We start from the raw sequence: 16,151 nt of genomic DNA on the forward strand, positions 1-16,151 counted from the left end.
GCTCCAGAGATGAGGTTAAGGCAGCAGTTGCGCAAGTTGTTGGCAGAAAGGATGCGAACTTTGCTGAATGGCTTGCCATGGTGCGCCATAAGCCACCATGGTGTTGTCCGCAATCACCAAGACTTTGTCACACGCCAAAGCCGCAGATAGGTCGTGCGTGATCAACAAACCACTGATGTTGCGTTGCTGAACACTGCTGCGGAACAACTCAAGGATCTCCGCTTCGGTGATTGGATCGAGCGCACTGGTGGGCTCATCAGCAATGATCAAGTTGGCACTACCAAGCAACGCAATGGCAATACAAATACGCTGACGTTGACCACCAGATAGCTGGCTTGGATGCTGCGCTAATGCTGCTTTTGGATCCGTAAATCCGAGTTGAGACAGCAAGGTCGTCACCGTTTCTCGGTTTGCTGAAGACAAACGTGTTTTGTTGCCCGTCAATGCCAAACACAGTTGTTGCTCGACAGAGGCCAATGGATTCAGTGCTTTAAGTGCATCTTGGAAAATGACCGCAGGACGCTGAGATTGACTCCGTTGCAGCATGGCAGTTTGTGCGACCTCACTGCTGTTAAGCTGGATACTTCCGTCTACCCAAATATCAGACGGCAAAAAACCTGCGACGGCTTTCGACAACATGGATTTACCAATGCCGGAAGGTCCCATAATGGCAAGAACTTCACCTTGAAACAGCTCAAAAGAAATGTCTTTGAAGAGTGTGCGTTCTGAGTCTGTAAGGCTGAGATTATTAACGGAGAGTATTGGTCGAGAAATCACGGCATCAAACTAAATGTAATAATATAACATCACAAATAATATCATGCGGGTTAAAGCAAGGAAACCAGTCGGAAAGGTTATTTCATCACCTTTTTCAGATTTATCAACAAGGGCAGATAGCTCCCCCCCCTTGTGATAAGAACATCTAAGTTAGGTCATTTGTGACAGTGTGTATTAAAGACACTTTTGTTTAACTTGACCGAGGTATGGAAACAAGAAGACAAAGCGCCCAACGTAGAACAACGTGAATGCCAGCCATAAACCGTGGTTGCCCCAATATTGCACCGCAATAAATTGAGTCACTAAGAACAACACCATGGTTAGAAAGGTAGAGTTACGCACTGGTCGCGTCGTCCCTGTACCGATAAAGATGCCGTAAAACGTAAGACCAAAACCAGCAACCAACGGGAATGCCAATAACCAAGGGCTCATGTCCAAATACAGCTCAACAAGATTTGGCAAAGTGGTAAATAACGACACCACTTGGTGTTTGAACTGCACTAGCAGCAAGGTCAAGACAACAACGAACGCTGCGGTCCATTGCGTGTTTAGCTTAATCACGTTATCAAGCAATGTCTTATTCTTCTGCCCTACTGCTTTACCTGCGAAGACGCTCGACGCATTCGCCACACCATCGAACATGTAGCTGACGATAAAGGTCACTTGCATCAAGATTGCGTTCGCAGCAAGCACATCAGAACCAAGCTGAGAGCCTACACGCGCCATCATGTTGAAGAACACCAATAGACACACAGTGCGAAGCAGCAGATCCATATTGGAAGACGCGATAACTTTGAGATCTTTACGCGTCATTTTTGCGGTCTGAATGTAATCAAACAGCGGGAAGCGGCAGGTTTTCAACACCAGCACCGCACCAATAACAAACGTCGAGATTTGCGCGATAAGTGTCGCTACCGCAACGCCAGCAATCCCCATATCGAAGTACAACACAAAGACGATATCCAGCACGATGTTCAGCACGTTACCAAACACTTGCGTGAACAAGGTTTCTTTGGCTTTCGCCTGCCCCATCAACCAACCAATCACGGTGTAGTTCAGCAGTACAAATGGCGCACCAAAGATCATGATATCGAAGTAAATCTTAGCGTTTTCTGCCACAACTGCATCAGGGGAGATAATCAGCTCTGCCCCCATCCAAATCACGGACTGCAACGCAATGAAAATCAAGCCAAGGCAAAGCGAAAGCACGAAAGGACGGAATAAGCTGCTCGCTTGATCCTCTGGGCTATTTTTACCTAATGCTATTGCACTTTGCCCAGTCGTACTGACGCGGAAAAAGCCAAACAGCCAATACAAGGTATTCATGATGACGGTGCCTATCGCTACACCACCAATCATCTCAGCCACACCGAGTTTACCGATCACCGCGGTGTCCACCGCCCCCAATAATGGTTGGGTAACAGTAGAAACGATGAAAGGAAATGCGATTTTAAAATAGTCTTTATGAGTCAGGGACATCTTAAATTATGAACAGGATTAATTTTTATAAGGTCGCTATCATATGCGAATGGCGCCCGAACATGAACCAAAGTTCGCCAGCAAGGAATAGCATTGATAATTGATACAACCGGCAAACGTATCCTCATATCAAAGCTTGAAATAGAATAACGACTTATGAGAAAAGCCAAGTTAACTGCATATAAATGAGTTTCTAGTTTGGAAAGATTGGCGTTTGGTGGAGCATGGCAGATCAGAATGTATCTGCCATGTCATAACGGTAGTGATTGGTGAAAAGAGACCGTACAGATGATATTTAATGCTTGTGGGTTTCATCTGACAATGTTTAGGTCGATACCAAGCCTTATGTTCTGTAAAGCACCTTTACAACATGCCAACCGAACTTGGTTTTAACTAGATGCGGCGTTAACACTTCGCCAGAAAAGCACACTTTGTCGAATTGAGGTACCATTTGACCACGGCGGAATTCACCAAGGTCACCACCGCGTTTGCCTGACGGGCAAGTTGAATACTTCTTCGCTAATGTCTGAAACTTTGCGCCTTTTTTCAGTTGCTTGATTATGTCTTCCGCTTGCTCTTTGTGCTTCACAAGAATATGTAATGCGGCTGCTGTATTTGCCATTGATCTATCTCTCACTATTCTGGTCGCGCAAGTGTACCCAATCCTTTTTAACAGACCAAACATTTCTTAATAATAGCTCAGCGGTAAAGGCCCAAATACACGAGGAATATAAAATCGTCTACATAATGAGTTTAAAATACAAACAAGTTTTGCTCAGTTAATCACTATGTCTCTAAAAGATTGTCTAAAAAGCTCACATTTGTCTCTCCGATGGTTGAAGCCTTCGTCTGATAAGATTAGATTAGACACAATTCGGTGGTATTTATAAGGTTATTTTCATGGTAAAAGTCGTTAGCAAAGCGAATCAGTCTCAGGGCATGTTGATGTTTAAGCTCACCCTGCAACAGAGTTTCGCTATCGGTACGCTAAAAGTCCGTGAAATCGTCCCATACATGCCAACGACGAAGATCCCTTACTCGCATCATCACGTCATTGGAACCGTTACGATACGTAACTTAACAGTACCAGTGATCGATATGTCAGCGGCTGTTGGCTTTCGTCCTATAAGTGAAGAAGAATATAAAAGCTGCTACTTGATCGTGACAGATTGCTTGCGAACCGTGGTAGCTTTTATGGTTCGTAGTATAGAGAAGATCATTGAGTGCGATTGGAAAGCTATTGAAACGCCACCTCCGAGCGCTGGAAAAAATATTTTCGTGACTGGAATTACTCGCTACGAGGATAAAACGGTTCAAATGCTGGATGTGGAACTGCTACTTTCCAAAATTTATCCGCAGTACGAGAATTCAAAGATCCCAATGCTGACAGATATTGAGCGAGAACGCCTAAAAGCACTCAGTATTCTATTGGTGGATGACTCTTCCATCGCTCGTAAACAGCTATGTGACGCACTCGATAGCATCAATATTGGGTATCAAATCTGTAAAAATGGTTTAGATGCATTGGAACTGATGAAAAGTGACGCTGCGGCTCATCGCCCAATTGATATTCTGGTCAGCGATATTGAAATGCCCGGATTAGACGGTTATGAATTAGCATTTGAAGTTCAGAATAATTCCTCTCTGAACCATTCATACCGCATTTTACATACATCGTTATCGAGCGAAATCTGTGTAGACAGAGCTCACCAAGTTGGCGCGCATGAGGCACTTGAGAAATTCAATGCAGGAGAACTAATCGAAGCGATGCTTCGCGGAGCAAAAGAGCTAGAAGCCAAAGCTATGACTTCTTAACTCTTATTGGACGAGTTGATTTGAGAATATAATGCAGTGCTTGTCCTACCCCTGATGCTCACATCCGCTAATTTCTCAGCTCACTTCTTTGGCATCGCGTAACTACGAGAAACGAATTCCGTCTCTTTGACTTGATGAGTATGATTAATATAAGAAGCTAGGCTGTAAAGTACATTCGCTAATAAGTTCGCGTAACGAAACAAAATAGGTGCGGGCTGCTTCTTACCTGTATGTTCAACGGCAACTAATGCTCGTACCGTTTTTTTAGCTTGGCAACGGCACAAATGCAATTGACTGGCTGCCGGGTGCCCTCCGGGTAGAACAAAGCCTTTGAAGCCACCATCAATGCGTTGCTTGAGCAAAGCATAATCGGCCTTTAACTCTTCAACTTCCGTCTCTGTAATCGCTAATTTTCCGCGAACCGAACCATTTAGATGATAAACATTAGGCTGCATTCTTGTCAGTATATCGCGGCTAAACTCGTCCAACTCCATAGCGAGAACAAGGCCAATACGACTACAAAGTTCATCTGCTGTAATTTCAAAGTCACAAACCGGACTGTCCTCGTAAATAAACGGATAGCAAATCTCGCTCAATTCCTTACTTACAGGTTTCATGCTTTTGTTCCAATATAAAAAAGGGAGTCAGTATAACCTAACTCCCTTTAAACGTTCATTATGCCAAATTATCGACATTCATATGATCGGTTTACAATCAGGCACTTTCGACTTTCTTGTGACCTTCTTGAAGGTGAACAAAATCGACTAAATCATCACCAGACACTTGATACGCCTGACCAAAACCTTTAACAAATAGCCCCGATTCTGGCTTTAAGTTGAACAAAACGAAATCCTCTAGCTGGCTTAGACCATCAATAATCTCACCAAAACGCTCTTTCATTTGTCCAACAACTTGTTGCCACATCTCTGTGTCTCGCTCAACTACATTTGCTACCGCATCAAAAGTTAAGCGCTTACGAGCAAACAGCTGCTTTGAAGACTCTTCATCTTCGATCATCATCAATGAAACATTTGGATTTTCTAAAAGGTTACGGGCATGACGAGCGATTTTAGAAATGAGAACGAAATAACCTTCCTGGTTTTGGACATAAGGCGCGTAGCTTACATTCGGGCGACCTTCTGCATCGACAGTTGCAAGCTGAAGTGTACGACGCTCCTGACGGAACTCTTTGATCTCTGGCCCTAAACGACCTTGCAAACGCTCTTGTTTAACTTGTTGATCCATATTGATACCTGACTTTACTAATTAGTATTCGAGTTAAGCCTCGATTATGTTTGTGATTACTTTTTTAATTCGGCTTGTAGGGCACGAAATGCGGTGACTTGCTCTTCAATCAACTCGCGCTTTTCGTTACGGCCTAAATAAACCTTGAAAATATTGCTTCCGCACTCTGAGAAAAAACCAAAATAGTGACTCTCTCTACCCATAAACGGTTTACTGACTAATGCGACATTTTTAACGTTATCTAATTTAAGGTGGCCGTGCAGTTCACCTTCTCTACCCATTAAATTGTAATAGCCACGCGCCACTTTTCCTTTTGGAAACGGCGCTTTAACTTCAAAGATAGAACCAAAAGAGTGGACGATGGTCGTCACCGGGCCAAAACCAACCAAACTTTCTAAGATGCTTTGCGCTTGCTCTCCTGGTGCAATAGCCACCATTTCCTGAGGTAGAGCCGCAACAACCTCAAACTCGGAAATGCCAAGACGCTCTGCCATCGCAGCTGGCAATAATTGTGGTTCTTGCTCTAGTAATACTTCAACTTGTTGCTTGATTGATTCCATTGTGTCTTCCGTTTTTGTTCAATTTGTTTTCATTAATTATTGGATGCTTTCGGTACGGTTTCGTTCATCTCTGATGTGAGTACCTGAATACAACTTTGAGCCAATGACACTGCCCAGAAGCTGCCTGCAAGAGTAAGGACTGCGCTACGTTCATGTAGTTGTACTAAGCCTTTCGCTTGCCACACTTTAAATAGAGGCAATAAAAACCCGAACGCGTCCTCTCCCATAAATGATGGAAGTTGATTTGCTTGAACAATGCCACGGTCAAACGCAGATTTGAGTGCAGAAAAAAGTGGTTCTAGAGGGCTTTGCTTCATCATCATCGCGATGGTGCTTTGACCTTCTTTGACCGCTTTAATATAGGTCTCTAGTGTGCGGTGTTGCATCATCCCGTAGCCACCGATATTACCTCCAGCACCACAGCCAATTGGCAATACCTCTGCATAAGTCTTGGCTAAACTATTGTATAAACTACGCTCGCGGTTATCGATTGCCCAATGGTTCACACTCAGTTGCTTCATATGGTGTTTGGCCATAAAGTTCACACCGAGCTCATACATTCCCGCTTTTTCTGGTGTGGTCGCAGGTGGCGGGATTTTTCCCTTTTCTACGAGGTTGAGCATGGGAGCTGACCCACCAACCACTAACTGATACAAGTCCAGTCCGTGTGCGCCAGTCGAGAGGAAATCATTTAAATCTTGCTCTAACACTTCTTTGGTTTGATAAGGTAAGCCATAGAGTAAATCGATAATGACCGGAATTTTGTCTTCTTTGGCGATCTCGCTCACTCGTTTGAGGACATCTTCCCTATCATCTAAACGTTTTGCGCTGCGGCGCACTTGTGTATTAAAACTTTGCACACCAAAAGAGAAACGATTAAACCCACCCTCTAAAGTGCCTTGATACAACTCATCAGAAAAACGATTGATGCGACCTTCTAAGGTGATTTCGCAGTCTGCAGCCAAAGGAAAGTGGTCTCGGATAGCCTGGCCTAACACACGAACCTGTACTGGAGATAAATCCGTTGGCGTTCCGCCCCCGATATATACGGCGTGAAAAATACCATTTTGTGTCCAAGGTAATGCCGCTTTCTCTCTAAGCTCCTGCATTAATGCTTCAAAGTACTCATCAACCAGTGTGCGACTTGCAGCATTTTGAAAGAAGTTACAAAAAGTGCAACGAACGCGACAAAACGGAACATGAATATAAAGACAGCGTTTATTGGTCGCTTTAATTGAGTTAGCCGTAATACTCGAAAAAATCGCCTGTTGTTGAGACGAGGGCACAGGTACGCTCGCTCCCCCGGCATGTGCAGAATGCTTCTTAACAAAAGCAAATCGCAATGGATCAGGACTATCACTGCCCAACACTGATTCATCAAGCTTATCGATATCGACGCTCATATATACTCGCTTAACTCCCATCATGTAAGGGATGGAAGCTGATCTTAAAAATTCTGCAAGAATCATAATTTGAGCGTAATGATAATGCAATTGATAATTGATCTTATTTCCATTGTAAGTAATAATCTGCCCAAGTTTTCATAGTTTCCCGAGATATTCCGTGAACGTACAAAGATATGTCATTGCAGGAGGTGCTTCCCTTGCCATCCATGCCGCACTTCTTTTTGTTTCTCAAGAGACAAAGGTGTTCGCGATGCCGGCTGGAAACCCAGCAAGTTCGGTAAGTCTAAATCTTGTGTCTGCTCCTCCAGCTGTCGAAAAATCTACACCAGAAAATGTAGCACCACTAAAAGAGCAGCAGCCTCAAGACCAACCTGAACCAGAAAAGAAGATTGTAAAAAAACAGGTCGTCAAGAAAGACGCTGTTAAGAAGAAGGTAGTAGAGAAAAAACCTGAACCGGTTAAACAATCTAAACCTAAAGCGGTCGAGCCCACCAAAACCGTAACAAAGCAAAAGGTTCAGCCCGAAGCGAAACCAAAGAAAAAAACGGAACCAGTGAAGAAAGAGACGGTAGCTCAACAATCCGCACCTGCGAGCCAATCCAAAGGGGCAACGTCTCAGCCTGTCTTGGTAGACAAACCAACGTTTGTGAGTCAACCAACACAACCCCGTTACCCAAGGTCTGCACAAAGACGCGGTATTGAAGGTGTAGCCTTGTATGAGATATGGCTAGATGAGAATGGTAACCAGATTAAACAGGTTTTGATTGAGTCTTCCGGCACAGAGTCGCTAGATGCCTCAGCACTTCGTGCGATCAAACAGTGGCAATTTACACCACATATTTCAGGTGGGCTAAAAGTCGCTCACCGAGTACAAGTACCTGTTCGTTTTAAGTTGGATGGATAATGGAACAACTACAAGAATTACAAACTCAATTTGGGCTGATGACATGGCCTTTGATCATTTGCTCAGCTCTAACCGTGATGATCATCGCCGAGCGATTATTCCATGTGTTAATTAGCCTTGGTGTAGGAAAACGAGCCATTCGCCAAAAGCTCACAGGATTAGACCCAACAAATGGGAGCGAGCTTGAAGCACTTGCTGAAGAGTTGTCGAATAAGAGGCCGCTTCTGTACCGTGGTGTTGCGATGTTGCTTGCTCATCATTCTTTCTCGAAATCTTTAAGAGAAGATGCCGCAGGTATTTGGCTGCAAGAAAAACGCCATCAGCTGCATTCCGGCCTTCGTTTGCTGACGCTGATTGGTGTCATCAGTCCTTTAATTGGCTTGCTTGGTACGGTACTTGGCCTAATTGACATGTTCAAAGGCATCGCGGTTTCAACGGGGAATATCACTCCGAATGATTTGGCTGACGGCCTAGGTCTTGCTATGCGCACCACTGCCGCGGGTCTCATTATCGCACTTCCTGCTATTTCAGGAGCGCAGATCATTGGTTTGTGGGCGGATCGTGTAATCGCCAAGCTTGAGCACACTTTAAACTACGTCAACTTATGGCTTGAAGGTATATCGTTACAGCATGTCTCGCCAGACCACTCAAAAGTAACACTGCGCTCTTCTGGGAAGATTGAGGCCGCAAGTCAATGATTAAAACACCACAAGAAAATAGTCGTAACGGTTTAACCCCCGATTTAACACCGCTGTTAGACATTATTTTTATCGTCATGGTTTTCCTGATGTTAACCGCAGCGGTCAAACTCGATTCATTAGACGTCAATTTACCGAGCACAGAATCTCAGGCTGTTGCAGATGTCGATAAGCAATCCATCACGGTAAATATTCTTAAAGACGAGCCTTACTGGGCTATTAACGGCAAGACATATATCGATTGGGACAACTTTACCCTCGCGCTGTTAGAAGAGAGTAAGTCAAGCGATAAACCGATTGTAATTGGAGCAGAAAAAACCGCGAATATTCAGTCGCTAGTACAACTTCTCGGCTTTTTACAAGAAAACGGAATTCAAGCAACTCAGTTACTCACTGAAGAGCCATCATAAAAATAAGTAAGATAGAGATCCTTTCAAAATGAAGAACACACGCATCACTATTCATGCTGTTGTCACGGCAGCCATTTCCCTACTTGCGAGTAGTCAACTTTTTGCCAATGAAACGCCATCCTCAGAGCGCGTTGTTAGCGCAGGCAGCGCCGTCACTGAACTCTTGCTTGAACTCGAAGCTAAAGATAGCTTGGTTGCTATCGACGTCACCAGTCAATTACCAAAAGGGATGGAACTGCCTAAAGTGGGCTACCATCGTCGTCTTTCAGCGGAGGGGTTGCTCGCCTTACGTCCGACAAAAGTCATTGGTTCTGATGAGATGGGGCCGAAAACAACATTGAGCCAATTGAAATCGGCTGGCGTAGAGGTAGAAATTGTTAATACTGATGCAAATGTCGAGGGCCTTTATCAACGTATTGATCAAATTGCGAACCTTATGGATCGCAAGGCTCAAGCTGAAAGCTTAAAGCAAGATGTCCAGGCGCAAGTACAAGCACTCAATGCAAACCAACCTGATCAAGCGAAGAAAAAGAAAGTGCTCTTTCTGCTGATCCATGAAGGGCGACCTGCAAATGTTGCGGGCTCACAAACGACACCCGATGCAATTATTCAACTCGCCGGCGGACAAAACCCAGCCGCTACACAACTCTCGTCTTACAAGCCTCTATCCACAGAAGCGATGGTAGAGATGCAGCCTGACGTGATTCTTGTTAGTGGTCGCAGCTATGAAACGTTGGGTGGTGCCGATGCAATTTTAAAAGCAATGCCGCTTCTTGCTGCAACACCCGCTGGAAAGAACAAAGACATCATAACGATTGATGGCCATGCTCTGGTAGGTGGTTTGGGTCTTAAAAGCCTTGCAGAAGCTAAACGCTTGAATGCACTGCTTTACCCATAGAGACATGACATGTTGTTAAGACGCATCCCCCTTTCAACGACGTTATCAGTGCTTAGTGGATTTTTAGCATTTATTGCTATCGCCTCTATTACCGTTGGCCCAATGAACATTAGCTTTGCTGACAGTTTGCGTAGCCTAACGGGAGGCAGTTCTGATCTCGCTCCTCACATTCAGTTGGTCATTAACGAAATCCGATTGCCTCGCACCATTTTGTGTATGTTCATCGGCGCCATTTTAGCAATTTGTGGTGTGATTATGCAGGGCTTGTTCCGTAACCCATTAGCCGAGCCTGGTATCATTGGTGTGTCTGCTGGCGCTGCTCTTGGTGGTGCATTCGCTATTGTTGTATTTGCTGAATTTAGCCAAAACTATCCGCAACTAATGAACTTAGCGGCTCTGCCTCTTTTTGCTTTCCTTGGCGGTGCACTAACGACTATTCTCGTTTATAAACTCGGCACAAGTAAGTTTGGTACCTCAGTTACAATTATGTTGTTAGCCGGCGTTGCCATCAGTGCGCTCTCGGGTGCTGCGATTGGCTACATGAACTTTATCGCAGATGATCAGATGCTGCGAGATTTGACGCTTTGGTCGATGGGCTCATTAGCTGGTGCAAATTGGTCAGGGATTGCTCTATCTGCTGTAACACTCGTCATCCTATTGCTCTGGTTTCAGAAGAAGTCGATGGCGCTGAATGCTCTGTTGTTAGGGGAATCAGAAGCAAGACACTTAGGAGTTCCGGTTCAAAAACTCAAACGTCAGCTTATTTTACTTTCTGCACTGGGTGTTGGTATTACGGTGAGCATCAGTGGTGCAATTGGCTTTATTGGGCTCGTGATTCCTCACTTAGGGCGTATGCTCGCTGGGCCTGACCATCGAACGCTATTACCAATATCTGCCTTAATGGGAGCACTGCTTCTTACTGCCGCAGATATGTTTGCTCGTGTTGCAGTGGCACCAGCTGAATTACCAGTTGGAATCGTGACCGCATTGATTGGCGCGCCCTTTTTCATCTACTTATTGTTCCAGCAAAAAGGGAAGATTTTGTAATGAACCAGATCGTTTTATCGGGGAAAAACATTTCGATGACGTATGGCAACCGTGTGGTGCTCGATGACATCAACATTGATATCCGAGCTGGTGAAGTGACCGCCCTACTCGGCCCCAATGGCGCAGGTAAAAGTACTTTGCTCAAGCTTCTATGCGGTGAGATCTCTTCGAATCATCACATCACCTACTTCGGTAAACAAAAGCATGATTGGGAGCCTGAAAAAAGCGCCAAACATATTGCAATGCTCCCGCAGCACAGCACCTTAACCTTCCCATTTCTAGCCAGAGAAGTAGTAGAGCTGGGGGCAATACCGCTATCACTGTCCAATAAAGAAACCACTAAACTGGCTTTACATTACATGGAACAAACCGACGTATTGCATTTAGCAGAAAGCCTGTACCCGTCTTTATCTGGTGGAGAAAAGCAACGACTGCATCTAGCACGAGTGATGACACAACTACATCAATCTGGCGAAAAACGAATCTTAATGCTTGATGAACCTACCTCAGCGTTGGATCTCGCCCATCAACACAACACGTTAAAAATTGCTCGTGAAACGGCAAAAGCACAAAACGCAGCGGTGGTTGTGGTGTTACATGACTTGAATCTAGCCTCTCAGTACGCAGACCGCCTTGTACTCTTGCATAACGGGAAACTAGTTTGTGATGACACGCCATGGAATGCACTAACGTCAGAGCGCATTGAGCAAGTTTATGGCTATCGATCTATTGTGACAAAACATCCGACGCTAGACTTCCCTCAAGTGCATGCCGCAGCATAAAGCGTATCTCCTCTAAGCCGTCTCGAAAACACTTCGATACGACAAAGGCCCGCAATATGAGAGTTGCGGGCCTTTGCTTTGATAGTGGCAGAATTTGGTGCTTTAAAGGCTATTACTTGCTCATTTGGATCAATGATCGACCAATCAACCACTCAAGCTCTTTGTCACCACCCGCACCAAACTGGCTTTCAACCATTTTGTATAAGCGGTCAATACCATTAGCAGCAAATTCTTGCGCATTTTCAGCGGTGACAATGTGATGGAATAGCAGTCGTAAAATCGCGAGGAATTCAGCATCTTCCAGCGCTTTAATCCAACTTTGTGAAAATGCATTTAATCCTTTATCAAACTCTAAGTGTTCAATAAACATTTTAAAGATACGGCCATCCAGTGCGGCGGTGAAGTCCGTTTTCTTAGGGAAGTGATGGCTAATACCGGTACGCGATATACCTGTCTGCTGGCTTAGCGTCGTGTACGACATTTTGTCGTAACCTAATCTGAGTAGCTGATCAATGACGGCATCCATGATCTTTTGGATAGTGATTTCGGTATCTTCTTTACTACGCTTTGGCATATTTTAAGCTCTTCTCTTTGTAAATCCATCTAACTCACTATTAAATGAGGCCAGAATGAAATCATTCTTAGCATTATACCCTGCTCGCCGATGCGGTTCGATTAGCGAAAACCTAGAAATCAGGTTGCTAAGCGCTGCACTTGAAAGCGCTTTGGGTATATGTATTGCGACTATTTAATATCATGTCGAGTTCCAAACCATAACGTCTTTACACTGCGTAATGTGTAATTTTCAGTTATGTTTTTGTCAATACATGCTACTCAAAATAAGGCGAAAAGTTAGTCTCATCAAAACCTTGCGCCAATTATTCATCGAAACTATTCAAAGACCAAGAATGATAATTATTAAAAATAATCAATCAAGAAATAGTCTTATAAATTAACCATTAGTTCAACTGGACTGAGCAAAATCTCGTCACTATGTTCGTTAATTGATTTTAAATGTTGATATATATCACATTAACGTTCTTGATGATTTAGTAATCCAATCTTTAACCCTTACTTAACAAGTGCCTATTCTGTTCCTTTTTTACGCAAAAGTCGTCATTTTTGTAGATACAGATCAAATACCTGATAGAATACCCTTAGTATTTACAAGAGGATTCGTTATGAGTGTCGAATTAGAAAAAAACCAAGTATGTGAGGCCTGCGGCTGTGCTGGCGAGATAGGCTTTATCATCAAAGAAGGTGACGAAGTTGCCGACGTAACGGTTTTCGCACAGACAAAAACAGAGCTAGAGTCTGAACTACAAAAATACATCGAGCTCGCTAAATCAGTATGTGTTGATGTTGAATACAATGTTTCAGAAATAACCGAAGAATCGAACCAAGCGACGGCTCGATTCAAATTTGAAGTAAGTGCTGAAAAACTTATCTTTGAATTAAAAACTCGCTCACTCGCGCGTTAATGAAAAAAGCGAGCATGATGCTCGCTTTTTATTTTTCCAATCTCTTAATCTTAAACCGCTCTAAATGAAACAGACAACTTCGGCGCGTTTATTTGTCTTTTTTGAACACGACCCACTTTAACGAGCCATTGGTTTCAAAATCGTTCTCAGCGGTACACATCAGTAATACGCCTTCAACATTAATCACGGCCCCTGCGGTGTAGGCTTTATCATCGTAGTAACAGATACGCTGACCTACCTTACCGTCAGCAACTATTAGCGCTTTGTTTTCTGGTGTACTGTATGATTTAGCAAAAACGGAACCCGACAGCAGTACTGCAAAAACACCAGCGGTAAAAATAGATACACTTTTTAACTTCATGAAAATCTCCCTCAAACCTCAATAATACTAACAAGGACCCTTGTGAAGTTCTTGGAAGAATCTCATATTATTCAAATATCTACTGATATTTTTCTCACCTCTACGCTTGAATCTGCTTCACATTCAATCATTTAATTTATCTCATTTTAGTAAGCTTGAAGTTACTTAGCGCAGTAAAGAAGCGCACACTTTTAACGTGTATCTCTAATTTGAATATTTAAGTTATGAATCAAAAACTGTGAGCAAAAAATGCATAATAGGTTTATTTAAGTATAAGATAAGCACCTGTTGATCTCGGTATTTAACTAACTCTTTGACTATGCGTTTTGTTTCCCTATGCCTTACTTCAATCCTGCTCTGCTCGTCTCCTTTGGCATATGAGCTAGATTACTATTCTAAGTTTGGTCACATCGATAATTACGGCAATCTTGATCTTAGAAACAAGCCTTACACCCAACTACCCTCTGGCCTAGTGGTAAAGGGCAACTTAAACATCTCACAAACCCCTATCAAAACCTTGCCTAAAGGGCTTGATGTTGAAGGCAGTCTGGAAGCAACTAACAGCGCACTCAAAGTTATTCGCTCAGGAACAAAGATAAAAGGCTATGCAAACCTACTAGGTAGTAAGATCGAAAACTGGCCTAAAGGCATCAAACTAGGCGGTTACCTAAATCTGACAGATACACCGCTAAAAGCGCTTCCAGCTAAACTTCGAGTAAAAGGTGATCTAAGTGTTATTCGCACTCCCATTTCTGATCTTCCTGAAGGATTGGTGGTTGATGGTAATCTTTATATTGGAGGATCAGCGCTGAAAGTATTTCCAGACACAATGACGGTGAAAGGGAATATCTATTTAGGTGGTAACAGGATCACAAAATGGCCCAGCAATTTAACCCTTGGTGGCGCCGTCGCACCTTAAAGAGCAGATAAACAAAAGCCCCGGCAGACCGAGGCTTTAAGGCATTCTGAATCAACGAGTTCAGTGACGAAAGTTACTCTTGGTTATTCACAGGATTAGCATAGCTCGCCACCAAATAAGGTCTTGCTCCTTCAGGTAGCTGATCCAACTTATCCGCGAGATGACGCTTAACCGCTTCCGTAATGATGCTCGAATCTTCATGCCCAGCAGCTAACAAGTTGATTGGGTACAACTTGTAGTTGTTGTGAATTTGGCGGTCGATTTCACCAGCAAGAGATTCCGGCGTTTCAAACTCTTGCTCAATCACATCACCAAACGCAACATGTACACGGCCTTTATAGCCAACGATACCTTGAATGATGCTTTCGATATCTTCAAATTCGCCTTTTTCATAGCGGCCATTTTCTGCTTTTTCGTACAGCTCTTTTGCTTTGGCAATGTCACATGGATCATTTTCATAGGCAATCGAGACAGGAACGATTTTCAGAGAACGCGTGTACTCACCAAAGCTGATCTTTTGTTTACGACCTTCAACATGGAACATTTTTAAAATCGCAGGATCAGTAAAGTCGTTTCCATCTTTAGCACGGCCTTCCTTTTGGGCAATCCAAATTGAATTGCCAGTATCAAGCGAATGTTTGATATAGCTTGACAGTTGTCCCAATGCTTTCATCATTTCTCTAGGCGCTTTAGCAGAGCGCTTAACGATGAAGCTCTTATTGAGTCGCATCAATTCTGTCGCACATGGCTTCTTCAGCAGGTTATCGCCAATCGCTATACGAACTGTACGGTGCCCACTTTGGTACAAGCCATAGTTTACGAGCGCAGGGTCCATCGCAATATCACGGTGGTTAGAAACGAATAGGTATGACGTGTTTTTATCCAGCTTATCCAAACCAGAAAAAGTGACGCCATCCGTTGTCTTATTCAATGTATCTTTCAGATACTTCTTCACTTCAATCTGAATTGCTTCGACAGAATCAAGCTTGCTCCACTTAGCTTTCAGGTAGATGCGCAGGATCGGGCTCATTAGCGTTTTGAACCACGCTGCTTTATTAGCAAAGCGATGTTCTAGGATAGCAGTGATAAATTCATCATCTTGGATTAGACGATCCAGCGCTGCTGGAATTTCTTCGTCGTTGTAAGGACGAATTTCAATATAAGGATCGGTATTGGCTGTCATTGTTCATTACATATCAAAAAAAGCTGGCACATTTTACGCATAGTTTTGCTGACAAGCAGCATTTCAACCCATACTTTTAACATGGTCATACCAGTTAAGCCACCATTTATCATGCTAAAAAATTCTCTCAGCAGGTTGGAATCGTATGGGTTTAACGTTACCCTTAGCGCCAAAAAACACTGGTAC

Annotated in this window: 19 protein-coding genes; 9 read left to right on the plus strand and 10 right to left on the minus strand. The window is 43.6% G+C overall.

The window, feature by feature from the left end:
* Positions 1–15 precede the first annotated feature (15 nt).
* The 3 genes from UQW94_RS03645 to ppiC all read right to left on the minus strand — a co-directional run bounded on the left by UQW94_RS03645 (position 16) and on the right by ppiC (position 2,941).
* Complete coding sequence (locus tag UQW94_RS03645) at positions 16–777, minus strand: ATP-binding cassette domain-containing protein (protein ID WP_213885192.1); 762 nt, start codon at positions 775–777, stop codon at positions 16–18.
* A 174-nt stretch (positions 778–951) separates the two neighbouring features.
* A complete protein-coding gene (locus tag UQW94_RS03650) occupies positions 952–2,256 on the minus strand; it encodes an MATE family efflux transporter (protein ID WP_322142005.1) in 1,305 nt (434 codons plus the stop codon).
* 343 nt (positions 2,257–2,599) lie between these two features.
* Positions 2,600–2,941, minus strand: a complete 342-nt coding sequence (gene ppiC, locus UQW94_RS03655; RefSeq protein WP_080276970.1) for a peptidylprolyl isomerase PpiC — start codon at positions 2,939–2,941, stop codon at positions 2,600–2,602.
* Positions 2,942–3,156: 215 nt separating this feature from the next.
* Between ppiC and UQW94_RS03660 the strand changes: the two genes are divergently transcribed.
* Positions 3,157–4,071, plus strand: coding sequence for a chemotaxis protein (locus tag UQW94_RS03660; protein WP_239932411.1), 915 nt, complete (start codon positions 3,157–3,159; stop codon positions 4,069–4,071).
* 80 nt (positions 4,072–4,151) lie between these two features.
* On the opposite strand, the gene UQW94_RS03665 is transcribed toward UQW94_RS03660, so the two are convergent.
* The 4 genes from UQW94_RS03665 to hutW all read right to left on the minus strand — a co-directional run bounded on the left by UQW94_RS03665 (position 4,152) and on the right by hutW (position 7,279).
* Entirely contained in the window at positions 4,152–4,688 is a 537-nt protein-coding gene (locus UQW94_RS03665; protein ID WP_033906781.1) for an ATP:cob(I)alamin adenosyltransferase, read from the minus strand.
* A gap of 97 nt (positions 4,689–4,785) precedes the next feature.
* A complete protein-coding gene (hutZ, locus tag UQW94_RS03670; RefSeq protein WP_005375331.1) occupies positions 4,786–5,316 on the minus strand; it encodes a heme utilization protein HutZ in 531 nt (176 codons plus the stop codon).
* Between the two features lie 56 nt (positions 5,317–5,372).
* A complete protein-coding gene (gene hutX / locus UQW94_RS03675; RefSeq protein WP_005385051.1) occupies positions 5,373–5,876 on the minus strand; it encodes a heme utilization cystosolic carrier protein HutX in 504 nt (167 codons plus the stop codon).
* A gap of 32 nt (positions 5,877–5,908) precedes the next feature.
* The gene (gene hutW / locus UQW94_RS03680; RefSeq protein WP_136976506.1) at positions 5,909–7,279 is read right to left on the minus strand and encodes a heme anaerobic degradation radical SAM methyltransferase ChuW/HutW; all 1,371 of its coding nucleotides are present in this window, start codon (positions 7,277–7,279) and stop codon (positions 5,909–5,911) included.
* Between the two features lie 160 nt (positions 7,280–7,439).
* Here hutW and UQW94_RS03685 point away from each other — a divergent pair, with 160 nt between their 5' ends.
* The 6 genes from UQW94_RS03685 to UQW94_RS03710 are packed head-to-tail and all read left to right on the plus strand — an operon-like array spanning position 7,440 to position 12,021.
* Entirely contained in the window at positions 7,440–8,186 is a 747-nt protein-coding gene (locus tag UQW94_RS03685) for an energy transducer TonB (RefSeq protein ID WP_053303818.1), read from the plus strand.
* Positions 8,186–8,884, plus strand: a complete 699-nt coding sequence (locus tag UQW94_RS03690; protein ID WP_017821236.1) for a MotA/TolQ/ExbB proton channel family protein — start codon at positions 8,186–8,188, stop codon at positions 8,882–8,884. The genes UQW94_RS03685 and UQW94_RS03690 overlap by 1 nt, the downstream gene beginning before the upstream one ends.
* Positions 8,881–9,294 (plus strand): ExbD/TolR family protein, encoded by a 414-nt coding sequence (locus tag UQW94_RS03695; RefSeq protein WP_005375322.1) that lies wholly within the window; start codon positions 8,881–8,883, stop codon positions 9,292–9,294. Before UQW94_RS03690 ends, UQW94_RS03695 begins: the two co-directional genes overlap by 4 nt.
* 28 nt (positions 9,295–9,322) lie before the next feature.
* On the plus strand, positions 9,323–10,192 hold the full coding sequence (locus UQW94_RS03700) for a heme/hemin ABC transporter substrate-binding protein (protein WP_213987592.1): 870 nt from the start codon (positions 9,323–9,325) through the stop codon (positions 10,190–10,192).
* A 9-nt stretch (positions 10,193–10,201) separates the two neighbouring features.
* Positions 10,202–11,239, plus strand: coding sequence for an iron ABC transporter permease (locus UQW94_RS03705; protein ID WP_322142006.1), 1,038 nt, complete (start codon positions 10,202–10,204; stop codon positions 11,237–11,239).
* Positions 11,239–12,021, plus strand: a complete 783-nt coding sequence (locus tag UQW94_RS03710; RefSeq protein WP_005385036.1) for a heme ABC transporter ATP-binding protein — start codon at positions 11,239–11,241, stop codon at positions 12,019–12,021. The genes UQW94_RS03705 and UQW94_RS03710 overlap by 1 nt, the downstream gene beginning before the upstream one ends.
* Before the next feature lie 112 nt (positions 12,022–12,133).
* Here the strand turns inward: UQW94_RS03710 and UQW94_RS03715 are convergent, their stop codons facing one another.
* Positions 12,134–12,595, minus strand: coding sequence for a TetR/AcrR family transcriptional regulator (locus tag UQW94_RS03715; protein WP_005385033.1), 462 nt, complete (start codon positions 12,593–12,595; stop codon positions 12,134–12,136).
* A 607-nt stretch (positions 12,596–13,202) separates the two neighbouring features.
* On the opposite strand from UQW94_RS03715, the gene UQW94_RS03720 reads away from it, so the two are divergent.
* On the plus strand, positions 13,203–13,502 hold the full coding sequence (locus UQW94_RS03720; protein WP_042521564.1) for a YfcZ/YiiS family protein: 300 nt from the start codon (positions 13,203–13,205) through the stop codon (positions 13,500–13,502).
* Between the two features lie 88 nt (positions 13,503–13,590).
* Here UQW94_RS03720 and UQW94_RS03725 read toward each other — a convergent pair whose 3' ends face one another.
* Positions 13,591–13,863, minus strand: a complete 273-nt coding sequence (locus tag UQW94_RS03725; RefSeq protein WP_064369672.1) for a YnjH family protein — start codon at positions 13,861–13,863, stop codon at positions 13,591–13,593.
* A 319-nt stretch (positions 13,864–14,182) separates the two neighbouring features.
* Between UQW94_RS03725 and UQW94_RS03730 the strand changes: the two genes are divergently transcribed.
* Positions 14,183–14,782, plus strand: a complete 600-nt coding sequence (locus UQW94_RS03730; protein WP_005375305.1) for a hypothetical protein — start codon at positions 14,183–14,185, stop codon at positions 14,780–14,782.
* 73 nt (positions 14,783–14,855) lie between these two features.
* Here UQW94_RS03730 and UQW94_RS03735 read toward each other — a convergent pair whose 3' ends face one another.
* On the minus strand, positions 14,856–15,965 hold the full coding sequence (locus UQW94_RS03735; protein WP_005385027.1) for a 1-acyl-sn-glycerol-3-phosphate acyltransferase: 1,110 nt from the start codon (positions 15,963–15,965) through the stop codon (positions 14,856–14,858).
* Positions 15,966–16,151 lie beyond the last annotated feature (186 nt).

This window comes from Vibrio sp. PBL-C16, assembly GCF_034321865.1.
GTDB lineage: Bacteria > Pseudomonadota > Gammaproteobacteria > Enterobacterales > Vibrionaceae > Vibrio > Vibrio alginolyticus.

Bases quoted from the DNA above. Each gene is read 5' to 3' on its own strand.
- UQW94_RS03715 (WP_005385033.1), bottom strand. From the start codon at position 12,595: ATGCCAAAGCGTAGTAAAGAAGATACCGAAATCACTATCCAAAAGATC.
- UQW94_RS03665 (WP_033906781.1), bottom strand. From the start codon at position 4,688: ATGAAACCTGTAAGTAAGGAATTGAGCGAGATTTGCTATCCGTTTATT.
- UQW94_RS03735 (WP_005385027.1), bottom strand. From the start codon at position 15,965: ATGACAGCCAATACCGATCCTTATATTGAAATTCGTCCTTACAACGAC.
- hutW (WP_136976506.1), bottom strand. From the start codon at position 7,279: ATGAGCGTCGATATCGATAAGCTTGATGAATCAGTGTTGGGCAGTGAT.
- UQW94_RS03650 (WP_322142005.1), bottom strand. From the start codon at position 2,256: ATGTCCCTGACTCATAAAGACTATTTTAAAATCGCATTTCCTTTCATC.
- UQW94_RS03695 (WP_005375322.1), top strand. From the start codon at position 8,881: ATGATTAAAACACCACAAGAAAATAGTCGTAACGGTTTAACCCCCGAT.
- UQW94_RS03725 (WP_064369672.1), bottom strand. From the start codon at position 13,863: ATGAAGTTAAAAAGTGTATCTATTTTTACCGCTGGTGTTTTTGCAGTA.
- UQW94_RS03705 (WP_322142006.1), top strand. From the start codon at position 10,202: ATGTTGTTAAGACGCATCCCCCTTTCAACGACGTTATCAGTGCTTAGT.
- hutX (WP_005385051.1), bottom strand. From the start codon at position 5,876: ATGGAATCAATCAAGCAACAAGTTGAAGTATTACTAGAGCAAGAACCA.
- hutZ (WP_005375331.1), bottom strand. From the start codon at position 5,316: ATGGATCAACAAGTTAAACAAGAGCGTTTGCAAGGTCGTTTAGGGCCA.
- UQW94_RS03660 (WP_239932411.1), top strand. From the start codon at position 3,157: ATGGTAAAAGTCGTTAGCAAAGCGAATCAGTCTCAGGGCATGTTGATG.
- UQW94_RS03710 (WP_005385036.1), top strand. From the start codon at position 11,239: ATGAACCAGATCGTTTTATCGGGGAAAAACATTTCGATGACGTATGGC.
- UQW94_RS03730 (WP_005375305.1), top strand. From the start codon at position 14,183: ATGCGTTTTGTTTCCCTATGCCTTACTTCAATCCTGCTCTGCTCGTCT.
- ppiC (WP_080276970.1), bottom strand. From the start codon at position 2,941: ATGTTTGGTCTGTTAAAAAGGATTGGGTACACTTGCGCGACCAGAATA.
- UQW94_RS03690 (WP_017821236.1), top strand. From the start codon at position 8,186: ATGGAACAACTACAAGAATTACAAACTCAATTTGGGCTGATGACATGG.
- UQW94_RS03720 (WP_042521564.1), top strand. From the start codon at position 13,203: ATGAGTGTCGAATTAGAAAAAAACCAAGTATGTGAGGCCTGCGGCTGT.
- UQW94_RS03700 (WP_213987592.1), top strand. From the start codon at position 9,323: ATGAAGAACACACGCATCACTATTCATGCTGTTGTCACGGCAGCCATT.